This window comes from Phaeobacter sp. NW0010-22, assembly GCF_040365955.1.
Classification (GTDB): Bacteria; Pseudomonadota; Alphaproteobacteria; order Rhodobacterales; family Rhodobacteraceae; genus OMPR01.
Window position 1 is genome coordinate 278,293 of record NZ_BAABWT010000004.1, and the last position, 23,110, is coordinate 301,402.

At 55.9% G+C, this 23,110-nt stretch carries 18 protein-coding genes; 5 read left to right on the top strand and 13 right to left on the bottom strand.

Features of this window, described 5'->3' with window-relative positions:
* Positions 1-6: 6 nt before the first annotated feature.
* Positions 7-465, top strand: coding sequence for a CYTH domain-containing protein (locus ABWV33_RS10775; protein WP_353330679.1), 459 nt, complete (start codon positions 7-9; stop codon positions 463-465).
* Positions 466-516: 51 nt separating this feature from the next.
* Here ABWV33_RS10775 and ABWV33_RS10780 read toward each other — a convergent pair whose 3' ends face one another.
* Genes ABWV33_RS10780 through ABWV33_RS10790 form a run of 3 tightly spaced genes read right to left on the bottom strand, consistent with a single transcriptional unit; the run spans position 517 to position 2,392 of the window.
* Positions 517-858, bottom strand: coding sequence for a carboxymuconolactone decarboxylase family protein (locus tag ABWV33_RS10780; RefSeq protein ID WP_164617509.1), 342 nt, complete (start codon positions 856-858; stop codon positions 517-519).
* A gap of 13 nt (positions 859-871) precedes the next feature.
* A complete protein-coding gene (locus ABWV33_RS10785) occupies positions 872-1,633 on the bottom strand; it encodes an amino acid ABC transporter permease (RefSeq protein ID WP_113824450.1) in 762 nt (253 codons plus the stop codon).
* A gap of 18 nt (positions 1,634-1,651) precedes the next feature.
* Positions 1,652-2,392: an amino acid ABC transporter ATP-binding protein gene (locus ABWV33_RS10790; protein ID WP_113824449.1), complete on the bottom strand. Its 741-nt coding sequence runs from the start codon at positions 2,390-2,392 to the stop codon at positions 1,652-1,654.
* Positions 2,393-2,519: 127 nt separating this feature from the next.
* Here ABWV33_RS10790 and ABWV33_RS10795 point away from each other — a divergent pair, with 127 nt between their 5' ends.
* A complete protein-coding gene (locus tag ABWV33_RS10795) occupies positions 2,520-3,290 on the top strand; it encodes a transporter substrate-binding domain-containing protein (RefSeq protein ID WP_121997035.1) in 771 nt (256 codons plus the stop codon).
* A gap of 74 nt (positions 3,291-3,364) precedes the next feature.
* On the top strand, positions 3,365-4,102 hold the full coding sequence (locus tag ABWV33_RS10800; RefSeq protein WP_353330682.1) for a creatininase family protein: 738 nt from the start codon (positions 3,365-3,367) through the stop codon (positions 4,100-4,102).
* On the opposite strand, the gene ABWV33_RS10805 is transcribed toward ABWV33_RS10800, so the two are convergent.
* The 6 genes from ABWV33_RS10805 to ABWV33_RS10830 form a co-directional block, all read right to left on the bottom strand.
* Positions 4,099-5,463 carry a sensor histidine kinase gene (locus tag ABWV33_RS10805; protein ID WP_353330684.1) on the bottom strand — a complete coding sequence of 455 codons (1,365 nt, stop codon included), beginning with the start codon at positions 5,461-5,463 and terminating at the stop codon, positions 4,099-4,101. The genes ABWV33_RS10800 and ABWV33_RS10805 overlap by 4 nt on opposite strands.
* Positions 5,456-6,136 carry a response regulator transcription factor gene (locus ABWV33_RS10810; RefSeq protein WP_113824445.1) on the bottom strand — a complete coding sequence of 227 codons (681 nt, stop codon included), beginning with the start codon at positions 6,134-6,136 and terminating at the stop codon, positions 5,456-5,458. Before ABWV33_RS10810 ends, ABWV33_RS10805 begins: the two co-directional genes overlap by 8 nt.
* 185 nt (positions 6,137-6,321) lie before the next feature.
* Positions 6,322-7,758: a Do family serine endopeptidase gene (locus tag ABWV33_RS10815; protein WP_353330686.1), complete on the bottom strand. Its 1,437-nt coding sequence runs from the start codon at positions 7,756-7,758 to the stop codon at positions 6,322-6,324.
* Positions 7,759-7,865: 107 nt separating this feature from the next.
* Positions 7,866-9,236, bottom strand: a complete 1,371-nt coding sequence (locus ABWV33_RS10820; protein WP_353330688.1) for a M20 family metallopeptidase — start codon at positions 9,234-9,236, stop codon at positions 7,866-7,868.
* Positions 9,233-10,093 carry a CobW family GTP-binding protein gene (locus ABWV33_RS10825; RefSeq protein ID WP_353330690.1) on the bottom strand — a complete coding sequence of 287 codons (861 nt, stop codon included), beginning with the start codon at positions 10,091-10,093 and terminating at the stop codon, positions 9,233-9,235. The genes ABWV33_RS10820 and ABWV33_RS10825 overlap by 4 nt, the downstream gene beginning before the upstream one ends.
* A complete protein-coding gene (locus ABWV33_RS10830) occupies positions 10,090-11,718 on the bottom strand; it encodes an amidohydrolase (protein WP_353330692.1) in 1,629 nt (542 codons plus the stop codon). The genes ABWV33_RS10825 and ABWV33_RS10830 overlap by 4 nt, the downstream gene beginning before the upstream one ends.
* A 903-nt stretch (positions 11,719-12,621) precedes the next feature.
* Between ABWV33_RS10830 and ABWV33_RS10835 the strand changes: the two genes are divergently transcribed.
* Positions 12,622-16,455 carry a Hint domain-containing protein gene (locus tag ABWV33_RS10835; protein WP_251134321.1) on the top strand — a complete coding sequence of 1,278 codons (3,834 nt, stop codon included), beginning with the start codon at positions 12,622-12,624 and terminating at the stop codon, positions 16,453-16,455.
* Between the two features lie 72 nt (positions 16,456-16,527).
* Here ABWV33_RS10835 and ABWV33_RS10840 read toward each other — a convergent pair whose 3' ends face one another.
* Positions 16,528-17,136 carry a nucleotidyltransferase family protein gene (locus ABWV33_RS10840; RefSeq protein ID WP_121997043.1) on the bottom strand — a complete coding sequence of 203 codons (609 nt, stop codon included), beginning with the start codon at positions 17,134-17,136 and terminating at the stop codon, positions 16,528-16,530.
* A gap of 73 nt (positions 17,137-17,209) precedes the next feature.
* Positions 17,210-19,627, bottom strand: a complete 2,418-nt coding sequence (locus tag ABWV33_RS10845; RefSeq protein WP_353330694.1) for a GcvT family protein — start codon at positions 19,625-19,627, stop codon at positions 17,210-17,212.
* A 329-nt stretch (positions 19,628-19,956) separates the two neighbouring features.
* On the opposite strand from ABWV33_RS10845, the gene ABWV33_RS10850 reads away from it, so the two are divergent.
* Positions 19,957-20,784, top strand: a complete 828-nt coding sequence (locus ABWV33_RS10850; RefSeq protein WP_353330696.1) for a LytTR family DNA-binding domain-containing protein — start codon at positions 19,957-19,959, stop codon at positions 20,782-20,784.
* On the opposite strand, the gene ABWV33_RS10855 is transcribed toward ABWV33_RS10850, so the two are convergent.
* Both ABWV33_RS10855 and ABWV33_RS10860 read right to left on the bottom strand, forming a co-directional pair.
* Positions 20,781-22,088 (bottom strand): HlyC/CorC family transporter, encoded by a 1,308-nt coding sequence (locus tag ABWV33_RS10855; RefSeq protein ID WP_113824437.1) that lies wholly within the window; start codon positions 22,086-22,088, stop codon positions 20,781-20,783. The genes ABWV33_RS10850 and ABWV33_RS10855 overlap by 4 nt on opposite strands.
* A gap of 63 nt (positions 22,089-22,151) precedes the next feature.
* Positions 22,152-23,108, bottom strand: coding sequence for a site-specific tyrosine recombinase XerD (locus ABWV33_RS10860; protein WP_353330698.1), 957 nt, complete (start codon positions 23,106-23,108; stop codon positions 22,152-22,154).
* Between the last annotated feature and the right edge of the window lie 2 nt (positions 23,109-23,110).

Below are 23,110 nucleotides of genomic sequence, written 5' to 3' on the forward strand. Positions count from 1 at the left end.
TCCAAAATGCAAGAGATTGAAAAGAAATTTCTGGTCCATTCAATGCCGGATCTCACGGGGGCCACCAAAACCTTGGTCCGCCAAGGCTATCTTACTGTCACGGGCGACTCGACCCAACTGCGGCTGCGTCAAAAAGGGGATCACCATTTTCTGACTCTCAAGGGCGGCGAGGGGCTGATCCGAACGGAACGCGAATGTGAAATCTCCAAAAGCCAGTTCGACACCTTTTGGCCCGAGACAGACGGTCGGCGGCTGGAAAAGGAGCGCTGGACCGGCCCCCTTATCGACGGGCATACCTTTGAGCTAGATGTCTTTCTTGGCGCGCTTTCGCCCTTAAGGTTGGTTGAGGTTGAATTCGAAACAGAGCAGATGGCCCACGCATTTGAGCCACCTGACTGGTTCGGCGCAGATGTGACTTATGATCCGCGTTACAAAAACAGCCAGCTCGCGGCCCAAAGCCACTAACGAAAAAACGGCGACATAAGCCGCCGTTTACGCACAATCTGTGAAAAAAGATCAGCCCTTAGCCGTAAAGGTGTCATACGCCTTAAGCGCCTTGGCACTATACGCCATCGAAGGACCACCCCCCATATAGGTCGCCATGGCCAACGCCTCGCACAGCTCTTCACGAGTCAGGCCAAGCCGCACCAACGACCGCACATGAAACCCGATACAGCTGTCACACCGGGTGGCAATGGCGATGCCAAGGGCCATGATTTCCTTTGTTTTTTCGTCCAAAGCACCGCTTTTCTTTGCTGCGGTGCCCATGACGCCAAACCCCTTCATCGTATCCGGGACTTCTTTGGCGTAGGTGCCGATATCGGATTCGATATCGGCCATGAATGCGTTCCAATCCATTTGAATGGTCTCCTTAACTGCGTTCGTCTGATCCCATGCGCCGCTCCAGCCAACGAACGCCTGCGCTGATGATCAGGACCAGCACCAGATATTCAAGGATCAACAGGGAATAGATTTCGAGAGGGCGGTATTCGCTCACCACCAACTCGTTCGCGCGCCGGGTCAATTCCTGCATCCCGATGACCGAAGCAAAGGCGCTCATCTTGACGATATAGATGAACTGGTTTGCCAAGGGCGGCAGAATACGACGGATCGCCTGTGGCAGGATCACGTAACGCATGGTTTGCAGATAGTTGAGGCCAATGGTCTGCGCCGCTTCGCTTTGGCCTTTGGCGATGGACTGAATGCCCGCACGATAGATTTCCGCGGTAAAGGCGCTGTCGGACAAGGCAAGCGTTATGATTGCGCCCCAAAATGGGTCAATCGGAACGTTCATGCCCATGGATTTGAAAATGATCGGTAGCCCATAAAAAACCCAGAACAGCATAGGAAGCAGCGGGATCGAACGCACGAGTTCAACGTAAACCCGGTTGATCATCCGAATACCCCAGCGATCAGACAGGCCGGGCAATGCCACAAGCAATCCAACGAAAATAGAAATCACCGCTGCGATGACCGAAATCAGGATGGTGTCGCCCATGCCCGAAATCAGAAACTTGATGTTGATCCAACCGGTTTCAGTGCGTGGATCAATGACATACCAACCCCACGTGGTGGAACTGGAACACCCCGAAAGGATCAAAAAGGGCAGGGTGAGTGCAAGTATTTTCTTCATGTGACTGTCACCCTGTCCTTAGTGTTGCAAGATTTGACTGAGGAACTTTTGGCAGCGCGGGGATCGCGGCGCGCCAAAGAATTCTTCGGGGGGGCCATGTTCGACCACTTCGCCGGCATCCATGAAGATCATGTTGTCTGCGACTTTGCGGGCGAATCCCATTTCATGAGTGACCACAACCATGGTCATGCCTTCGTCGGCCAAATCGGTCATGACATCCAAAACCTCGGAAATCATCTCGGGATCAAGCGCCGAGGTTGGTTCGTCAAACAGCAAAACTTTGGGCTCCATGCACAAAGATCGGGCAATGGCGACGCGCTGTTGTTGTCCGCCCGACAACTGTCCGGGGCGCTTTTTCGCCTGATCAGGGATATGCACCCGCTCCAGATATTGCATGGCTTTGTCTTCGGCGTCCTTTTTTGACAATCCGCGTGCTTTGATCGGGCCAAGCGTCAGGTTTTCCAGCACAGACAGGTGTGGAAACAGATTGAACTGTTGAAAAACCATGCCGACTTCGGATCTGATTTGTGCAACGGAGGCAGGGTCATTGGTCAATTCGATCCCATCCACCCGAATGGTCCCTTTTTGATGTTCTTCCAATCGGTTGATACATCGCACGACGGTGGATTTACCCGATCCCGAAGGGCCACAGATCACAACTTTTTGACCAGTTTTTACTGTTAAGTGGATGTCTTTCAGGACGTGAAAGTTACCATACCATTTATTGACTCCGACGAGCTCGATTGCGGTCTCAGTCATGTTGAACTCCCTTAGGCTTTTTCCTGGGGGGAAATTTTTTTCTTGAGAGTAAGGTGCATCTTTGCCTTAAATCAAGCAACAATCTGGTTATGATGACCACAATAAAAGCGACCAACGGGAGAAGAGAATGAAACGTATCCTTAAGGCAGCCGCAGTCGCGGCCGTGGGGCTTGCACTGTCAGGTGCAGCGCAGGCGCAATCTGCTTTGAATGAAATTTTGGACACTGGTGTGCTCAAGGTTGGCACAACAGGGGATTGGAACCCCATGTCTTTGCGCGACCCGGCAACGAACAGCTACAAAGGGTTCGACATCGACGTTATGAACGAGCTGGCTGCCGATCTCGGCGTAAAGGTCGAATTTGTGCCGACAGATTGGAAAACACTGGTCAATGGTGTTGTTGCGGGCAAGTACCACCTGACTGGTTCTGCCTCGATTTCCCCACCACGTATGAAAGTGGCGGGTTTCTCGGAAAGCTATATTTCTGTTGAGATTTTCCCGTTCACGCTCAAGGAAAACGCCGAGAAATTTAATGGCTATGACTCGATCAACCAGCCCGGTGTCAAAGTTGCGACCACACTGGGAACCACTTTTGAAAAACTGGCACGGGAATGGTTTCCAAATGCGGATATCAAAGTCGTAGAAGCCCCCGCACGCGGCTTCCAAGAAGTTCTGGCGGGACGCGCAGACGTCTTTATTACCTCCAACATCGAAGGGTCCACGTTGGAGAAAAAATTCCCGATCACACGGGTTCCGGGCACCGAACCACGTGCGCCTACGCCGATTGCTATGCTGTTGCCACAAGCCGATCAGGTTTGGATCAACTACGTCAACAACTGGGTGAAAGTGAAACAAGCCAAAGGGTTCTTTGAGGCAACGAAAGCCAAATGGGGCCTCTGAGGTTTCAGTGATTTGATTCGGGGCCGTGCAGCAATGCGCGGCCCTCTTTGTTTGTGGCCTCTTGGGAATGTGCGATGAAACTGATGGATATGACGTGGCGACAGGTCGAAACCAAGTTAGAGGCGGGCGCCTGTGTGTTGTTGCCAGTCGGGTCAACCGAACAGCACGGACCAATGGGGCGGATCGGAACTGACACCATGTGCGCCGACGCGGTGGCGCAGGTGGCGGCAGATCACAGTGATGCGATTGTGGCACCCGCGCTTGCTTATACGCCCGCGCCTTTCAACACTGCCTTTCCCGGAACAGTGTCTTTGTCAGAGCCCGTTTTTAAGGCGATGGCTGGCGAAGTTATCAAGGGGTTGTTGGCCCAAGGGTTTCAAGGTGTCTTTGTGGTCAATGGGCACGGTGCAAATCTGACCCCTTTGTACGAAATCGCGCAAGAACTCCCCAAAAGGGCGCTTGGTATCATGAGTTGGTGGGACGCCCCTGAGGTCAATGCCTTGCGCAAATCCCTGTACGGGGATTGGGAAGGGATGCACGCCACCCCCTCTGAAATCGCAATCACCCAAGCGTTGCTAGGCGTGTTACCCGAGGATGACGCCGCTGAGCCACCGATGCGCCTAAGCCCTGAATTTATCAAAGCCCACGCAGGGGATAAGCATGGCCCCCCCGATGAACACCGCGCCGAATTCCCGGACGGACGGGTCGGATCGCACTCGGCTTTGGCCCGTCCTGAGCACGGTGAACAATTGCTGGCCTTGGCGGCAAAAGGCATAGCTGAGGCCTTTGCCACGTTTTCTGACGCGCGCTAGTTCATCAAAGTCAGCTTTATTTCTAGGCCAGTCGTACGATTTCGGGCCTCAATCGTACCACCATGCATCCGTGCGATGGCCGCGACCAAAGCCAAGCCCAAACCCGAGTTTTTGTTCGTGCGGCTCGGGTCCAAGGTGACAAAGGGTTGGGACAGGCGGCTCAGGTCGGCGTCGGGCACACCCGGGCCCTGATCCCGTACCGACAGACACAGACCGGCGTCGGTTTGCGCCAGCTTGACGGTAATCGTCGTTCCGGCAGGCGCGTATCGCAAGGCGTTGTCCAACAGGTTTGAGAGGGCTTGCGCCAGCAACGTTTTGTGCGCGGGTATCGGGCCTGCGTCGCCTTCGATTGTGATGGTCACATTTTTGTCTGCTGCGACGGGTTCATAAAATTCGACAACATCATGCACCAATGCGGGCACGTCGACGGGTTCGAATTCGTCCCGACCCAACCCTGCCTCGGCCCGCGAGATTTCGGTCAGTTGGGAAAACACCCGCAATAGGTGGTCGACCTCAGCCAATGCGCGGGCGGCATCCGTGTCGCGTTCGGCATCGGTGCGGGTGACATCGGTCAACTGCTCTACTCGCTGGCGCAAGCGCGACAGGGGGGATCGCAGGTCATGGGCGATTGAATTGGTGGTCATCCGCAGGTTGCTGATCAGATCTTCGTTTTGATCGAGCATACCGTTCAGCGTTGTCGCCATCTGGTCAAATTCATCGCCTGTCCCGCGCAGCGGGATTCGACGCGACAGGTCGCCGGACACGATGTCCTCAGATGTGCGCGCAATATCAGCGAGGCGTGAAAAGACCAGCCGGGTCAATAGCCACCCGGTTAATAGGCTGAGCGCCAGCGCCGCCAGCAGGGACAGGCCCACCGAGCGCAATAGAACGCGGTCGAATTTGCGGCTTGCCGAAGCATCCCGGCCAACCAAGAGACGTTCATAGAGGGGGAGCTTGATGGATGCCGCCGAGATCGAGACGCTTTCACCGGATTCCGTTTTTATCAGGTCCAGCTCGACCCATCCGCTACCGGGCTCAACGTCCTTGGGCCAGCCCACCAGATTGCCAGCCAGAACGTTGCCCTGTGCGTCGGCCAGCAGATAAAGTGCGTCCCTTGCGGCCGCATCTTCTGATCGCCGTTCTATTGCGCGGATCAGGCCGATGGTTCCCATCCGTTCGTATTCATCCGCAAGGCCCGCCAGTTCGGCGGTAACGACGCTGCGGGTCTCATTAGCGATGGTGCGGTTGGCCGTCAGATAGACGAGTGTCAGAACAGCGGCCGTCATCACCGTGCTGAGGATGACGCTTGCCAAGACAAGGCGCGTGCGCGCATTGCGCCACTGTATCAATGGCTTACGCATCGGACATCATGTAACCGGCACCGCGTACCGTCTCGATCAGGGGCTTTGTGTTCCCTTCGTCAATCTGACGGCGCAATTTCGAGATATGGACATCGACAATATTTGTGTTGGGGTCGAAATGGTATTCCCAGACCCCCTCTAACAGCATGGTGCGTGAGATAACGCGGTTCTTTCGCCGCAAAAAGAACTCGAGAATTTGGAACTCACGCGGGGTCAATGTCAGTTCCTGACCGGCGCGCGTGACTTTGTGTTTGAGCAGGTCCATTTCCAGATCATGGCAGGTCAGTGTTGAGGTTTCTTCGGTGTCTTGGGGGCGGCGCAGCAAGGCTTCGATCCGGGCGTGTAACTCCTGAAACGAGAACGGTTTGACCAAATAATCATCGGCCCCGGCGCGCAACCCTTTGACGCGTTCATCAACCGCGCTCATCGCGGTGAGCATCAAAACAGGGGTCTTTAACCCCGCGGCCCGGATGGATTTAATCAGAGCCAATCCGTCCAAACCCGGCAACATGCGATCCAAAACAATGGCGTCAAATCCGCCGTCCGTGGCATGATATAAGCCTTCGCGCCCATCGGGGGCGGTTTCCACGGTAAAACCTTCCTCACCAAACCCTTTGGCAAGGAACTCGCGGGTGTCGGTGTCGTCTTCGACGATCAGAAGGCGTCTGCTCATGTCGGGTCATCCTTTTGTTTTGAATATACAGTCTGGAAAAATGGATTGCACGTCCTGCGCACTAAATGGCCGGGCGCGGATGGGGCGCGCCCGGCCGGGCCGGCAGAAATGACGTGAGTGGTGGTCCGCCGACCCAGGCGCGCGCTAGAACCCCTCGAAACTTGGCGCGCGCGTCAGGGTGTGGGTTAGGCGATTTCCACCGCGACAAAGATCTGGTTGCCGCTGCGATTGATCAACACCAACGCCGGGTCTGTCTTTTCCGATTTGAGCGCCTTTTTCAGAGCCGTCGGCGTTTTGGTTTCTTCGCTGCCCAGTTTGACGATGACATCGCCCACCTTGAGCCCGGCCTTGGCTGCCGGACCGTCTTGCGACAGCGAGGTGACCACGACACCAGAAACCGTGTCGTCAACACCAACCTCGGCCCGGGCGGTTTCGGTCAGTGGTGCAACCGTAACGCCCAATACCTTGGCCGACGATTCGCTTTGCATCGGGGTGTCGACCTCTGCCGCAGCGGTTTCAAAGGTACCGATCGTGACAGTCACGGTTTCAGGGCGACCATTGCGGAACACCTCGATACGGCTGTCGTTCCCGGCTTTGGTCGCGCCGACAAGACGGGGCAGGTCTGCGCTGGATTTCACCGGGGTGCCGTTGAACGCGACGATCACATCGCCGGATTTCAGCACGCCTTGTGAGGGGCTGTCGGGGACAATGTCAGAGACAAGCGCGCCTTTGGTGCCTTCGAGCCCCATAGCGGCTGCGATGTCGGCGTTCAGGTTTTGGATCGAAACACCCAACCAGCCGCGGTTGACCTGACCGTCATCTTTGAGGTCGGCCACAATGGTGTCGACGATATTTGATGTGACCGCAAAGCCCAGACCAACGGAGCCGCCGGTGGGGGAATAGATCGCAGAGTTTACACCAACGACGTCGCCCTGCATGTTAAAGAGCGGACCACCAGAGTTGCCTTTGTTGATCGCAGCGTCAGTTTGCAGGAATTCCGCATAGGGCCCTTCGGAAATATTACGCCCTTTGGCTGAAACGATGCCTGTGGTGACGGTGCTGCTGAGACCAAATGGGTTACCGACGGCTACGACGTCTTCACCAACACGGATCACATCGCTGTCGCCCAATTCAACGGCAGGCAGGGTTTCGCCCGCGTCGATCCGCAACAGGGCAAGGTCGGTCAAGGCATCCATGCCGATGACTTGGGCCTCAAATTCGCGATCATCGCTCAGACGGACGGTCACTGTGTCGGCCCCGTCAACGACGTGATGGTTGGTGACGATCAGGCCATCTGCTTCGAGGATAAAGCCTGAGCCCAATCCCTGACGGGGGCCTTCTTGGCCGCGGGGCATCTGATCGGGCGCGCCAAAGCGGCGGAAGAATTCACCAAATGGCTGGCCGTCGCGGTCAAACTGTTGCGCGCCAGCGGGTTGTGGTTTTGCATCCTGGGTGGCGAGAATGGTGACAACCGAAGGTGCGACCTCTTCTACCAGGTCTGCCAAGGCTTCGTCGGCGGCACTGGGCAGGGCTGTCGAGGCCAGCAACAGCGCGCTGAGCGCAGAAGCGCCAGCCCATTGTGGCAAGTGGGATGTAAGGCGAGGGGATTGGCGAATGCTCATTTTAGTCTCCTGTGATCTTACCGGGTCTTGTTCCGGGGTTGATGAGGAACCTAAGGGAGCAATCTGTGCCTTTGCTGATGGCCAGATTAAGGTTTGTTAATCTGGCTTTATTTTGTTGGGGGATGTTCTGCGATATCCCAGAACAGGCCGGTCATGACTTGTGCAGCCTGACGAAAGGTCTGCTCTAGCACATGTTCGTTTGGGGCATGCTGATTACACCCGGTATAGGAATGCGGCACCCAGATTGTGGGTAATCCCAAGGTTTCTGCAAAACACGCATTGGGCAGAGAACCCCCAAGATTTGGCAGCACATGGGGTTTGCGTCCAACCGTGCGGGTGATTGAGGTGATGGCAAATTGCGCCCAAGGGTGGTTGGGGTCCAGTCTGGTGGCCTCGAACGGGTCTTCGTCTGTTTCGGTGATGGTCACGCGTTCGAACCCGTTTCGATCCAGGTGGCGGCGCAGGGCGGGCAGAATGTCCGGGACCCGTGTGCCGACCACAAACCGCAGCTGGCATGTGGCGCGGGCCTGTCCTGCGATGGCGTTCACAGGCGCCTCGGGTTTTCCGGCATGCAGGGCCAGAACAGAGAACGCGTTCCAGCCAAAGACCCGTTCTGCTGGGCTTAGGTCTGGTTCGCCCCAATCGGGGTCTGCGCCTTTGGGCTCTGGCAGGTCGGCAAGCACTGAACGTATGTTTTGGGTCAGTGAATCAGGGCGCCATTCGGGTATTTGTATCGCTCCGCGAGCGTCGGTGATCGTTGCAAGCGCGTGTGACAGGATCATTGCGGGATCGGCCAACAGGCCACCCCAATTGCCCGAATGATGCGCGCCGGGTCGCAGATCAGTGCTGAGATCGAAATTGAGCGCCCCGCGTGCGCCCATAAACAGGGTTGGGGTATCGGGGTCTAGCCGGGGGCCATCTGAGGCGATCAAGACGTCAGCCTTCAGCCGGTCTTGTTCCGTCTCACAGAGGTCAGCCAAACCGGGCGAGCCGATTTCTTCGCCCATCTCCATCAGGAGTTTGAAATTGAAGCCAAGGTGTCCGCGCGTTGTTAGAACACTTTCTAAGGCGGTGAGATTGATCAGGTGCTGGCCCTTGTTGTCTGCAGTGCCACGACCATAGACCCGATCGCCAACGTGGGTCAGTTCAAACGGGGGCAGGCCATCATCCCAATCTGCGCTTTGGGCATGTGTGACGTCGCCGTGTCCGTAGGAGAGGACGGTGGGCAAGGTGGGGTTTTCGATCCGTTGTGCCAAAAGAAAGGGCGCGCCGCCCATAGGGTTGGGGAGCAGGGTGCAGGTCATGCCCAACCGTTTGGCGCGGGGGATGATCTGTTCGGTCAGGTAGTCGGTCAGATGCGGGGCGGCGTCAGGGTTCTGGCTTTCGGATGGGATGCGAACCAGATCTGCCAAGGCTTGCCAGAACGTTCCGGTTTCAAAGGCGTCGTCTGATAGAGACAGGGCCGTGTCGCGGGTCATGTGGTCCACCATGTGGCGATTTGGTCGGCAGAAATGCGATCTGCGAGGCCCAGCGCCACAATTCCCTGGGTTTGTGCGTCTGAGGTGCGGATTTCTGTGTGGGTGCCGACACAGTGAATTTCGAATGTCCCGTCGGGGCCGGAAACAAACCCTTTGACACGATACAGCCCATCGGGTCGGTTTCGGATTTTGGTCTCAATTTGAGCACGGTTGAGCGGGTCAGGCGCGGGGTCGTTCCAATGTGCATATATAGGGTGTGAGGTCGTGTGCCGGGAATTGGGCAGGGGTGTCACCCCAAACACCAACAGGGCCAAAGGCCCATCCGGGAGTGGAATTGGGGTGCCAAGGGAATGTGCGCTGAGCTGTGCAAGCAAATCATCAGAGGGGGTTTGCCCCTTGGTCAGCAGTTTCAGATCGGCCGCTTGAATTTGTTGCGCGACTTGGGGTGCGATCAAGTCGTCCGTCAGCAGATCGGCGCAATTCAAGGCATCTATCAGCGTGACGATCCCGGCATATGACATTTCTGGTTCGGCTTTGGCGGCGTTGGCAATGGCGGCGGGGTCGGCGATGCCGCTGGCTTCGATCACCAGATGGTCAGGGCGGGGGCGGCGGTCCAGCGCATCGCCCAAGGCCATGAACAAATCGGCCCCCATGGTGCAACATACACAGCCATTGGTCAGGGCGATGGTATCATCGCCTGATGTTTCGATCAGGGCCGCATCAATGTTGATGGCGCCGAAATCGTTGACCATCACCAGCAGACGCAGGCCGTGATCTTCGGCCAGCAGGCGGTTGATCAGGGTCGTTTTGCCAGCGCCAAGATAGCCGCTGATCACCGTAAGGGGCAGGCGGGTCATAGCAGGCGCACATTCCCACCAGAGACGGTGCCAAGCACCCCAACATCTTTGAGCGCTGTGGGATCCACCTCGGTCGGGTCTTGGTCCAAAATGGCAAAGTCTGCGGTTTTACCGGTTTCGATGCTGCCGATTTCGGCGTCCAGTTTCAGGGTATAGGCCGCGCCGAGCGTGATGGCATACAGCGCCTCGTCCACGGTGATACATTGGTTTTCGCCCAGCACTTGGCCGGTCATGGTCTGACGGTTCACGGCACACCAAGCGGTGAAGAGCGGACCCAGTGGCGTGACAGGTGCGTCGGAATGCAGGGCAATCCGCAACCCTTCGTCCAAAGCGGAGCGGGCGGCGTCCATACGGTGGGCGCGATCTATGCCGATTGTGAGCGCCACGTGCTGGTCGCCAAAGTAATAAATGTGGTTGGAAAAGATATTGGTGCAGACATTCAAATCCGCACAGCGGCGAAACTGATCCCGGCCCATCAGTTGGCAATGTTGCAGGACATGGCGTGCGCCTGCCCAGGGATGTTTGCGGGCCGCTGACTCGAGCGCATCTAAGGTGACAGAAGAGGCTTCATCCCCATTCACATGAATATGCATCTGCACCCCGTGTTTTTGCATGGATTCACACAAGGAAAAGATCGTTTCGGGCGGGGTGTTCCAAATGCCGTTGGGTTGCCCGCCGACATAGCCCGGCCATTTGACGCGCGCGGTCCAGCCTTGAATGGCGCCGTCGGTCATCAGCTTGACCGCGCCGAGGCGCAATTTGTCGGTCGACGCGGCACGCAAGGATAAGGCGCGTTGGGCCAGTTCATCAGGTGATCCGCCAGCGGCGCCCAAAGCTGGCACAAGGCGCAGACCGAAACTCGGGTCTGATGTGACGGACAACAGGACGGACAGGTCCTCTTGTTCCATATGGGAATAGAGATCTGTTGCGGTGGTGACACCCGCACGACAGCAAACGTCGCCGTAGGATCGGATCGCTTGTTCGGTTTGGGAGAGACCGCGAAAGTCGACCCCGGTGCGGCGCATCACGGGGAACATGGCTGCCATTTCCTGCAGCTCGCCAATTGGGTCGCCTTTGTTGTCCTTGATGACACCTTCGACGTTTGTCTCGCGCGAATAGCCGGCCATTTCTAGGGCTTTGGTATTGGCACAGAGCAGGTGAAAGTTGGAATAGATGATAACAATTGGGCGGTCGGTGCTGATTGTGTCTAGATGATGCCGGTTCATCCGCTCAGAGGGCAGGAAAATCGGATCAAAGCCCCAGCCGATCAAAGGTTCACCAGGGGGGAGGGTCTGTTCAAAGGATTGCAAGCTGGCAATGACAGCATCCAGATCGGTCATTCCGGGGTGGAGGTCCCCTTGGGGATCAATCCGATCATGATAGCCCGCATAGGCATAGTTCCACATGGCCCCGGCCATTAGATGGGCATGCCCTTCGACAAATCCGGGCATCAGGGTGGTATGGGCAAGACGGCTATCGTGTTCGACAGGGCCCCAAGCATCTGCGCAATCGGGTCCCCCGGTGGCGAGGATTTTTCCATCCTGAACGGCCACATGTGTGGCGGTTGGTTTGGAAGGATCCATTGTAATGATCTTTTTGGCCGAAAAAACAGTCACGTTGCCCATCGAAGTCTCCTTGGAATGAAAAATAGCTAACGTGACAGCGTGGGGCAGTAAAATGAAATCGTGCGCAGTCTTCAACTTGGGGTGCATTGGAAGAGTGGGAAGAACCGAACCGAGGAGAGATCGAGTGGAGGGGGCCAGTTCGGGACAGGCTCAGAGTACGTTTGAGCACCCCACAAGGCGCGTTGCGAATCTGAACGGCAAATTTTGGTCAAATTCGAAGTTGATTCGTACGAAAATTGGGCAAATTGTACGGTGATTCCTGCAAAATCCCCCCGAAATCCGCGGATTGGTTCCAATAATGCGACCAACTGAGGCGAAATAATGACGGGCACCGGGGGTGTCCCTCTTGGTTGTGTTTTGAATCTCACTGTTCACTGATTGGAAACAAAAACACGGTGTATTTGCCGTCACTTAGGGCTTAGGCAGGCTCAACCCCACTGGGTTTAGTAAAAACACAAACATATTTTACCTTAATTGAAACAATGCACAACCATGGGTGGATTGTAGTTGAGCCTTCCGAAGCATTGGTTGGCTGACAAGCTGTAAGTCTGGCCGATTTTAGGAGTCTTTTCACTTTGCCCCTATCGGACGGTCCGGTATTTATAGATTAGCCCAACTGGGGGGCGATGTCTGTTGGTCACGGGGGCGACCACAACGATTTGCATCTGACGATGCGAGAGAAATGTGTGTTCGCGCAGCTGCTGCCAAGCTGATTGTGACGATTGCGCAAACGGACGGCTCATAAGAGTTGTCTGAGTGCTCCACCGTGGGCGCGGATTTCTCTCTCCATTTGTCGCATGTGCGGACGCTGTGGTTGCTGTGAGACCATCATGTGCATCTCGGTGTGTGGGGGGATCCGCATGTAAGCGGGACGGCATCCAGTATGCCGAAAAGGAGAATGTGATGGCGACGAATTTTGACAACCCGTATTCAGCCAAAGTAATCGGCTTGTGGGATTTCCGACCAACTGCTGAGACCGATGATACCGGTCTTGGTGATGGCATTGCCCAGGATGGTACACCTGCAGACGATCCAACGTTTGACTCAGGTTGGATGTTCAGCTCGGCCGAAGGCAGAGGACGCTTGGATGTCGACGACGGAGACGATCAGGAGTTTGACCTGGACGAAGGCTCTATCGTCACGAGATTCCGCCCCTTTGGCGACAATGGCTCAGAGACAAATACAGTTGTCAGCCGCGGTGTTGAGCAAAGTGCCGACGGCACAGATGGTCCCGGCGGCGGAACCGGTGTAGACAGCGGCTTCTTCGAAATTCGTGTCACAAACGATGGTGCAGTTGAAGTGCAGCATCGGGATGGCGGCAACGAGGTGACCCTCAGCACGGCTGACGGGTTCTTCGCTGGCGGCGATTTCATCAAGGTTGTGTATGCGTGGTCTGCAGAAAAAGGCCCCCATTTGCAGGTCGAGAACGAGACCCAAGGCACATCCGAAGTTGTGTCAAGCGACGTAACCGGTCTGACCTTGGATGTGACGACAGATACAGAGCAAAGCTTTGCTATCGGTGGTCGTGAAGCAACGGACGATAACTTTGATCAGCCGTTCACTGGTGGTATCGACTATGTTGCCGTGTTGGACAAACCCGTAGTGGGTCAAGGCAATGGCATCGTTGACGGTACTGCTGGCGACGACGTGATTGATCTTGCCTATACTGGCGATCCCGAAGGTGATTTAATTGATGGTGGGGACGCCACCGATCCAACGCATGGCCCAGATGATGACGTTGTTGATGGCGGTGCTGGGGATGACAGCATTTCTGCTGGCGAAGGGGACGACACTGTTTATGCCGGCAGCGGCAGCGACACCGTTGATGGTGAAGCAGGCGATGATGTGTTGTATGGCGATGGTTCGGCGCCCGGCGGCGGAGCAAGCGGCGCAACCCGTGAAGCCTTCCAGTGGGATCTGGCACCTGACCCAGATGACGGTGGCGAAGTCGACAATGGCGATGACCTGAGTGGTGGTTTTGTTCAGAACACAGGCACCGTCGATGTGACTTTTTCTGTTCTCGATGAGACACCTGCGGCTGGAAGCGATTTCTCGACCCAGGAGCAGTTTGTCTCGAATATCGATACAGGCGGACCTGATGCTGACGACAACAGCGCACTAAACTCTGATTTGGTGGATCCAACCGACGCTGCCGCTTATCAGCTGGAGTTTTCTGACCCTGTTTCGAATGTATCGTTCCGCGTGAATGATGTTGATGCCAATGGGCAAGTGATGGTTCAGGCCTTTGCTCCCAACGGCGATCCGATCACGGTCAATGTTGCCGGTGGGATTGGTGTCACACTCAGCGACTCCGATGGTGTGGCCGGAGATGACACTGCAACGGGTGACGGCGGACACGCTAACCCTGACAACTCTGTCTATTCCATTCTGGTCACCATTCCTGGCCCAGTTGGTCGGGTGGTTGTTGACCATAGCGTCGTGGGCACTGGTGATAGCGAAGTCAGCTTTACCGATGTGTACTTTGATGTGGCTAATGCTGACACAGGCCCGGATGGCGATGACAGCCTGACAGGTGGTGACGGCGACGACGAAATCTACGGTGGTGGCGGTGACGACACGGTCGACGGCGGTGACGGCGCAGACAGCGTCGATGGCGGCGATGGCGATGACGTGATTAACACCGGCGGCGATATCGGTAGCAATCTGCCAGATCGCGGTTTCCCCTCGTATGATGGCCTGCCTGCGGTTCCCGCGGATGGCGATATCTTTGATGACCGAGACACTGTTGATGGTGGTGCTGGCAACGACATCATTTTGACCGGTGATGATGCTGACGTCATTACAGGTGGAACTGGTGACGATAGCATTGACGGCGGTCTGGACGACGATACCATTTCCGGTGGAGCGGACAACGATCTGATCGTTGGCGGCGAAGGCGCGGACTCGATCGACGCTGGTGACGGCGACGATATGGTCTACGGCGGGCTGGACCCATCCTTCCCGGATCGGTTGAACATTCGCGATGATGGGACTGACGGACCAGCGGATGTCGAACAGACCAACGGTCTTGACTACATTGATGGTGGTGCGGGTAATGACACCCTGTACGGCCAAGATGACGATGATACCATTGTAGGTGGCAGCGGCGACGACTGGATCGACGGCGGTATCGACGAGGACATGCTCTCTGGTGGTACTGGAGATGACACCATCCTTGGTCGGCATGGCGAGGACGAAATTCACGGTGAAGCAGGTAATGATGTCCTGCTCGGCGGTGAAAATGCAGACCTTTTGTTCGGTGGCGATGATCGGGATACGATCGGCGCTGGCATCGGTGACACCATCGAAGGTGGCGAAGGTGGTGACGATTTTGATACCGTTATCGCAACTGGCCTGGCCGTAGTTGATTATGACGATACCGATCCTGATGGGGAATCTGGTACGGTCACCTATTATAACCCAGACTTGTCTGTTGCAGGTACAGCAGAGTTTTCTGAGATCGAACGGGTTCTGGTCATTGGGTCTCCGACTCCAGTTAATGCAACCTCTGGCACGGCCCCTCCGAGCGGACCGGGTACACTTGGTGTAGATGGTGTGGTCGAAGGTACATCTGGCGATGATGTGATCGACCTTGGCTATACAGGTGACCCCGAAGGTGATCTGGTCGATGGTGACGACGCCGTAGCCCCATTGGTCGATGAGCAGGATGTGATCCTTGCTGGCGATGGCAACGATAGCGTTCATGGTCGTGACGATACTGATGTCATCTTTGCTGGTACCGGCGACGACACTGTACACGGTGACGGCGGCGGCGATGCAATCGACGGTGGCGCAGGTGACGATAGCCTAGATGGTGGCGCAGGTCGGGACATCGTGGTTGGTGGTGATGGTGATGATACCATTTCCGGCAGCAATGACGATGCAGATGATGGTGGCGACATTCTGTCTGGTCAGGGCGATGACGATACCTTTGTGAACATCGGTCAAGGCGAAGTCATTATTGGTGGCGAAGACGCCGATGGGCTGGACATCGATACACTGGATCTGCGCGGTGCAGCCGAAGCAGCAAACCCAGGTGGTACGCTGACGGTTGAGCTTGATGCTGGAAACCCAGAGAACGGTATTGTCCGGTTCTTTGACGCTGATGGTGATGAAACCGGGACCTCTGAATTCCGTGAGATTGAGGCAATCATTCCCTGCTTTACTCCGGGTACTTTGATCGCCACTCCGAAAGGTGAGCGTCGTGTCGAAGATCTGCAGGTTGGGGACCGTGTCATTACCCGTGACAATGGTATCCAGGACATCAAATGGATTGGCACGCGTCAGCTTGATACCAAAGAGCTGGCACATGCCGCGCATCTGAACCCGATCCTGATCCGCGAAGGCGCGTTGGGCAACGGTCTGCCAGAGCGGGACATGATGGTCAGTCCAAACCACCGCGTTCTGGTCGCCAACGACAAAACGGCTCTGTACTTTGAAGACCGCGAAGTTTTGGTTGCTGCCAAGCACCTGACTGGTCTGGAAGGTGTCGATGTGGTTGAGGTCTCGAATGTGACCTACGTGCACTTTATGTTCGATCAGCACGAAGTCGTGTTGTCAGACGGTGCATGGACCGAAAGCTTCCAGCCTGGGGATCAGACCTTGGCCGGTATGGGCAACGCGCAACGCACGGAAATCTTTGAACTCTTCCCAGAGCTGAAGACCCGTGAAGGGCTTGATGCCTATGCCGCAGCGCGCCGGTCGCTTAAGAAACACGAAGCCCGCCTGCTGATGTAATCAGCGCCGGGCCTCGGTCTAACCCCGCTTATGCAGCACTTTTTCCGCGCCTTTCGGGGTGCGCGGGCTGGGTCAGGACGTTTCGGCGTCCTGACTTTTGCGTTTCTGGCGCCAGTTCGCCCAGTCTTCGGGCGTGTCCAAATCCAACCTTGCGCGTTGCCCTTTCAGCGAAAGTAGTTTTCGCTTTTCTTTGTTGTTCTGCAGGATGGCAAAGGCGCCTTTGTCTCCGGTCAGATTTTGAAAGTCGTCAAACAGGGTTGAACGGAAAATGATGGGGTGACCTGCAATGCCGTCTTCGGTGGCGGCCTGTAGAATGTCGATCTCAGGGGATGCATCAAAAGTGTCGGCCAAAACCTGAATGTCTTGGGCCGTTAAATCTGGCATGTCGCCGGGCAGGATCATTACCGCGGTTGCATTTTCGGGCAGGGCTGTCACGCCGGCCTTGATCGAATGGCCCATGCCCAAATGGGCATCGGGGGATGGGATAAGCCGGGCCCCTTGCGCGATACTGGCGCGCGGGTGGTTCAGATCGGGGACAACAACACTGGTCGGTCGCCCGCTCTGCAACGCGCGTTGTACCAACGTGGTCAGGCAGGCGGAACCGTCGACCTGTTCCAACAGTTTGTCGCCCCCGCGCATCCGTGAGGATTGGCCGGCGGCAAGGATCAGAATATGGATCATGCCGCCACATTAGGGAGGATATCGCCGGGAGAGTAGAGCGGTTTTGCCCCCTCCCGGAAAATGTTGGGGTGAATTACCCGCGCATGCGGGCTCCATCCACATCAAATAACGGGGTCGATATAACGCGGGCCTGTCGCATTTCCCCCAAAATTTCGATCTCGACCTCTAGCCCGTCTGCGATGCGATCCGTCGGCAGGAACCCCTGTGCGATAGATTTTTGCGCATAGTGAGAATACCCACCAGAGGTACAGAACCCAACCACTTTGCCCTCGAGCCAGATGGGTTCGTAGGCATTGACGTCCGCGTCGTTTGCATCGACCTCAAAGGCGACCAGCTTGCGATCCGTGCCATTGGCGCGTTCTTCTTCTGCTGCGGCGCGACCGATGAAATCGACGTTTTTCTTGAACGAAATGAATCGATCCAATCCTGTTTCTGCTGCGGTGTAATCAGGCGAAAATTCAGCCATCCAAGAGCCAAAGAACTTATCAAGTCGCAGAGACATCATCGCGCGCATCCCAAACGGCACCATTCCATGGGGCTTTCCTGCCGCCCAAAGTGTTTCCCATAGGTTTCGTTGGGCCATCGGATCACAGTAGATCTCGTACCCCAGATCGCCGGTATAGCTCACGCGCTGAACGATACAGTCGGTCATGCCTATGGTCATGCGCCGGACATCCAGGAATTTGAAGTCGCTCAGATCTGCATGTGTACAGGCCGACAGGACGGCGGCGGCTTTGGGCCCTGCGATCTGAAATCCATTCCGTTTATCGCTTATATTTTCGACGCTTACACTGTCATCTGCATGTTGCAGAAGCCAGCGGTAGTGGAACGCCTGACTGCCATAAGAGGCGGTGAGCTGGAACTCGGTTTCGCTGAGACAAGAGACGGTGAAATCCCCGATCAGCTTGCCCTTTGGCGACAACATAGGGGTGAGAGACAAGCGCCCCGGCTTGGGCATGCGCCCAGCCATGATCAGATCCAGCCAAGCGCGTGCGCCTGCGCCTTTGATCAGGTATTTGCCAAAATTGTGTACTTCGTTGATGCCGACAGCTTCGCGAACGCCGCGTACTTCGCGGGCAGTGGCCTCAAAGGCGTCGGAGCGGCGGAATGACGGTGTTTCATATGTTGGCTCATCGCCCTGCGCGAAATAGTTCGCGACCTCAAGCCCGAATTGCTGGCCCCAGACGGCGCCCAGATTGCTGAAGGTGTCGAACATTGGGGTTGTGCGGTTGGGACGCGCGGCCGGCAGTTCTTCGTTTGGATAAGAGACCGAGAAGCGTTTTTGATAGTTTTCGATAACCTTGGGACGGGTGTAGCCGGGGCCGATCCAGTCGCCAAACCGGGCGACGTCCATCGCAAAGACATCTCGTTCGGGTTCTCCGTCGATCATCCATTGCGCCAATGTCAGGCCAACGCCGCCGCCTTGGCTGAACCCGGCCATCACACCACAGGCGGACCAATAGTTTCGCACTCCCGGAACCGGGCCAACGAGCGGGTTGCCATCAGGTGCAAAGGTGAAGGGGCCATGGATCACAGATTTAACACCAGCCGTGGCCAATACAGGAAACCGTTCATATGCAAATTCAATGCTGTCGGTGATTTTGTCAAAATCATCCGGCAGCAATTCGTGCCCGAAATTCCACGGGGTTCCATCCACAGCCCAAGGTTTGCAGGGCTGTTCATAGAAGCCGATGCACAGGCCGCGGCCTTCTTGGCGCAGATAGCTTTCGCCCGCTGGATCCATGACGTGGGGGTGTTCGCCGCCGCCATCAATGATTGCTTCGATTTCAGGGATGTTATCTGTGACCAGATATTGGTGTTCCATTGGGTGAAGTGGAAAATAGATCCCGGCCATTGCCCCAACTTCGCGGGCCCACAGGCCACCAGCATTTACAATGTGTTCGGCGTGAATTGTGCCCTTGTTGGTGACAACATCCCAAGTCCCATCCGGGCGCTGGTTGGTTTCCTGAACCATACAGTGGGTTTCGATTGTCGCCCCACCCATACGCGCGGCTTTGGCGTAGGCGTGTGTGGTGCCCGATGGGTCCAAGTGCCCATCCAAAGGATCGTAAAGACCCCCAATAATGTCATCTGTGTTGGTGACAGGTGCAATCTTTTTGATTTCTTCGGGCCCGACGATTTCAGTCTCAAGCCCCATGAACCGATGCTTGGCGCGTTCCGCTAGCAGCATGTCAAATCGATCTTGATTGTCGGCGAGTGTCACACCGCCCACATGGTGCAAGCCACAGGACATGCCAGTGATCTCTTCGAGTTCTTTATAGAGCCGGATGGTGTAGCCCTGAAGCGCCGCCATATTGGTGTCGCCGTTGAGAGTATGAAAACCGCCTGCTGCGTGCCAGGTTGAGCCTGATGTCAGCTCTGAGCGTTCAAGCAGCATCACGTCTGACCATCCAAGTTTGGTCAAATGGTACAGAACTGAGCAGCCGACAACACCGCCGCCAATGACGGCCACACGCGTGGTGGTTTTCATGAATTCCCTCCTTGTTTGCCCGTACCGTTCCCTGAAACGATGGGGGGCGCACATCCGTTTCCGACAAAACATGTCGCAACAGGAATCCAGAGTGGCGTGATTGTTTGGTTTGCGGGGTTAGCCCCCGGTGCTCCTGACAAGGGGTTCCGGGGGCTCATTTTCCCGCTACATTTAGAATGCGTGGGGGAAAACTGCGGCCAGTGTCCCCATTGAATCGTGACTCAAAAAAACACACTTAGCGACTCTGACCGACCCAGAGAGGCCGCGCGTTTTTTGCTTAGGAAAACCATCGGCTCTGAAGGTGTAATAGTTTCGCCTTGAGAGTTGTCATGAAGAAAGAAGATAGTCGCGAATACCGCGTTATGCTCACGAATGGGAAGGTTGTGTATTTCACGATACGTGAATTGAACGCCTTTATAAGAAGCCTGAACATGCTGTTTTTGTTCGCAATTTTGATGTTTGTTATGGTCTGGGGGGATGCGCAGACCATTGGCGGGGTCGCTGGCGTTGCTGTGCGCGCTTTGTACTGGGCGGGTTGCATTTGTCTTTATGTATTGCTGCTACCGCATTGGGTCGCCGTCCCGTATTTCCTTTGGAGCAAGCTGACATCTGTGCCGCTGCCCTTGGTTCTTGCAACAGGGCCTTTGGTTTTTGCACTTACGGTGTTTGCGTCCTGGTTTCCTGCAGTCCCGGGGAGTGTGGAACCCGAACAAGGGGAGACCTTGTTGGAACATACTTTTCTCAAGAGCCTGGTCGCGGCCCATCTGAGCGAGATGACCGCGTTTTTGTGGTTGTATCCACAGTTCCAACTGGCAAGGCATCGTGAGAAGACGAACGCCGAGGTTCGGTTCATTCGGTTGAACGGGCGAAGCTTGCCCATAGACAGTTTGAAACTGGTCCGTAACGAAGACCATTATCTTATCATCAACACCACGATGGGCACTGTGCGGCTGCGGGCGCGTATGAAAGATCTATTAGGGCAGGTCTTGCTGTCGGACGGTATTCAAACGCATCGTTCATATTGGGTGGCGAGACAGGAAGTGATCGAACTGCGAGGTCACGAGCTGTTGACACAATCCGGAGCCAGAATCCCAGTGTCCCGCTACCGCCTAAAGGCGGTGCAGGCGTGGCTTTCTGTTCTTGGAAAACCACATTAGAGGGGGCGAATGCGCAGGCCGGTGACGCGGTTCCCTTCACGGGTGACAACCTCAAAGCGGAAGCCGTGAAAGGCAAAGACCTGACCCACGGTGGGGATCATCTGCGCCTCGTGGATCACCAATCCGGCCACGGTGTTGGCCTCGTCATCCGGCAGCGACCAATCCGTTGCACGGTTGAGGTCACGAATGGTCATTGCGCCGTCGACCAGAAACTGACCGTCATCGGTTTTCTTGACCTGCATCTCGGCGGCGGGGTCAAATTCGTCGGTGATTTCACCCACGATCTCTTCGAGGATATCCTCAAGCGTTATCAAGCCTTGCAATGAGCCATATTCGTCCACGACCAAGGCAAAATGGCTGCGAATGCGCAAAAACTCACGCATCTGATCATCGAGCGTCGTGGTTTCGGGTACAAAATACGGGGGGTTGGACACCTTGGAAATATCAAAGGCCATCAACCTATTGGTATCGCCTTCGGCACCGCCAACCTGTGCATACATCGAGCGGAACAAGTCTTTTGCGTGAACAACACCAATGATGTTTTCAGGTTCATCCCGGAAGACGGGCAAGCGCGTGTGCGGGCTTTGCAAACATTGCTGCAGGATGGTTTGAGGATCGGCATTTGCATCGATCATTTCGATGTTTGAACGGTGCAGCATGATCTCTTCGATGGCGCGATCGCTCAGGTCCAATGCGCCCAGAATTCGGTCGCGATCTTCTTTTTCAACGATCCCTTCGGAGTGCCCCAGATGCAAAGCGCCAGCAATCTCTTCACGCACGGCGAGCATGTGGCTGTCTGCATCGATCTTGACGCCAAACAGGCTGAGCACACCGCGCACCAAAAAGCGGACGGCGGCAACGATGGGGGAAAACAGAGTGACGATCACCCCGATGATTGGCGCCACGGCTGCGGCTGCTTTTTCGGCGTGGATGATGGCATAGGTTTTTGGCAGCACTTCGGCAAAGACCAGCACAAGCAGGGTCATCACAAGCGTTGCCAAGGCGATACCGCTTTCCCCAAACAAGCGCGTAAACAGGGCCGTCGCGAGGGAGGCGGACAGGATGTTGACCAAGTTGTTGCCCAGCAAGACGGACCCGATCAGACGCTCGTTGTCTTCGGTGATGTCCAGCGCCTTTTGCGCCCCGCGCGAGCCTTTGTCGGCCTGCGTGCGCAGTTTGCCCCGAGAGGCTGCCGTCAACGCGGTTTCGGAGCCAGAGAAAAATCCAGACAAAACAAGCAGCAACAGGATTGAACCTGTTGTTATCCAGAATGTGCTGTCGATCATAGAGGTGGTAGGGTCCATTGGGCCGATCTTGTCCTTAAAGCTATCTCTGTTATGAGCATGGCAAGACTGCGGATCAAGGGCTTAGCCCTTGTCTTTTGGGGGATCTTTTGCCATCGGATGATGTTCAAGAACCAATTCCGCCAGGCGTTCCTCTAAAACATGAGTGTAGATTTCGGTTGTTGCCACATCAACATGACCCAACAGAGTCTGAATTGATCGCAAATCCGCACCGTTTGCCAACAGGTGCGTGGCAAAGGCATGGCGCAAAGTGTGCGGAGTCACCTTGTTTGGGGAAACTCCGCCGGACACCGCGAACTCTTTGATCAATAGATAAAACCGATGCCGGGTAAGGAAACCGGATTTTCCGCGCGACGGGAATAGGTACTTAGAATTTGGCAGGCCATTTGCAGCGGCCTCTTCCTGCATCAGATCGCGTTCTGCAACCCACGCTTCGAGGGCCGCGCGCGCGGGTGGAGAGAGCGGAACCATACGTTCCTTGCCGCCTTTGCCCAATACCAGCAACATGCGCGGATCCCCACGTGCCGACGACACCGGCAAGGAGACGAGTTCGCTCACCCGCATTCCGGTGGCATAGAGCAGTTCCATCATGCAGGTGTTGCGTAGACGGTCCCGAATATTGCGCCCTGATTGCCGTGCTGCGTCCAAGAGCCGATCCACCTCAAGCACGTCCAACGTCTGGGGGAGTTTCTTTTCGCGGCCGGGCCCTTTGATCTGAATGGCCGGATTGTCCTCTCGCCAGCTTTCTTCAAATGCAAAGCGATAGATTTGCTTGATTGCGGACAGTCTGCGCGCACGTGTGGATTTGGCTAAACCCTGAGAGTCACAACTGATCAGATAGGCTTCGACCTCGTCTTGGCTTGCGCTGTCAAAGGTCTGGTTGTTGTGAACAAGCCAGCCAGAAAAATCTTGTAGATCGCGGCCATAGGCCAAGAGCGTATTGGTGGCAGCCCCTAGTTCAGCAGCCTGAGCTTCTAGAAAGGATGAGATCCAGAGGTCATGTGTGGCGGGGCCGCTCATCA

Bases quoted from the DNA above. Each gene is read 5' to 3' on its own strand.
- ABWV33_RS10850 (WP_353330696.1), top strand. From the start codon at position 19,957: ATGAAGAAAGAAGATAGTCGCGAATACCGCGTTATGCTCACGAATGGG.
- ABWV33_RS10785 (WP_113824450.1), bottom strand. From the start codon at position 1,633: ATGAAGAAAATACTTGCACTCACCCTGCCCTTTTTGATCCTTTCGGGG.
- ABWV33_RS10810 (WP_113824445.1), bottom strand. From the start codon at position 6,136: ATGAGCAGACGCCTTCTGATCGTCGAAGACGACACCGACACCCGCGAG.
- ABWV33_RS10800 (WP_353330682.1), top strand. From the start codon at position 3,365: ATGAAACTGATGGATATGACGTGGCGACAGGTCGAAACCAAGTTAGAG.
- ABWV33_RS10840 (WP_121997043.1), bottom strand. From the start codon at position 17,136: ATGATCCATATTCTGATCCTTGCCGCCGGCCAATCCTCACGGATGCGC.
- ABWV33_RS10795 (WP_121997035.1), top strand. From the start codon at position 2,520: ATGAAACGTATCCTTAAGGCAGCCGCAGTCGCGGCCGTGGGGCTTGCA.
- ABWV33_RS10805 (WP_353330684.1), bottom strand. From the start codon at position 5,463: ATGCGTAAGCCATTGATACAGTGGCGCAATGCGCGCACGCGCCTTGTC.
- ABWV33_RS10775 (WP_353330679.1), top strand. From the start codon at position 7: ATGCAAGAGATTGAAAAGAAATTTCTGGTCCATTCAATGCCGGATCTC.
- ABWV33_RS10820 (WP_353330688.1), bottom strand. From the start codon at position 9,236: ATGACCCGCGACACGGCCCTGTCTCTATCAGACGACGCCTTTGAAACC.
- ABWV33_RS10815 (WP_353330686.1), bottom strand. From the start codon at position 7,758: ATGAGCATTCGCCAATCCCCTCGCCTTACATCCCACTTGCCACAATGG.
- ABWV33_RS10835 (WP_251134321.1), top strand. From the start codon at position 12,622: ATGGCGACGAATTTTGACAACCCGTATTCAGCCAAAGTAATCGGCTTG.
- ABWV33_RS10855 (WP_113824437.1), bottom strand. From the start codon at position 22,088: ATGGACCCTACCACCTCTATGATCGACAGCACATTCTGGATAACAACA.
- ABWV33_RS10825 (WP_353330690.1), bottom strand. From the start codon at position 10,093: ATGACCCGCCTGCCCCTTACGGTGATCAGCGGCTATCTTGGCGCTGGC.
- ABWV33_RS10845 (WP_353330694.1), bottom strand. From the start codon at position 19,627: ATGAAAACCACCACGCGTGTGGCCGTCATTGGCGGCGGTGTTGTCGGC.
- ABWV33_RS10830 (WP_353330692.1), bottom strand. From the start codon at position 11,718: ATGGGCAACGTGACTGTTTTTTCGGCCAAAAAGATCATTACAATGGAT.
- ABWV33_RS10860 (WP_353330698.1), bottom strand. From the start codon at position 23,108: ATGAGCGGCCCCGCCACACATGACCTCTGGATCTCATCCTTTCTAGAA.
- ABWV33_RS10780 (WP_164617509.1), bottom strand. From the start codon at position 858: ATGGATTGGAACGCATTCATGGCCGATATCGAATCCGATATCGGCACC.
- ABWV33_RS10790 (WP_113824449.1), bottom strand. From the start codon at position 2,392: ATGACTGAGACCGCAATCGAGCTCGTCGGAGTCAATAAATGGTATGGT.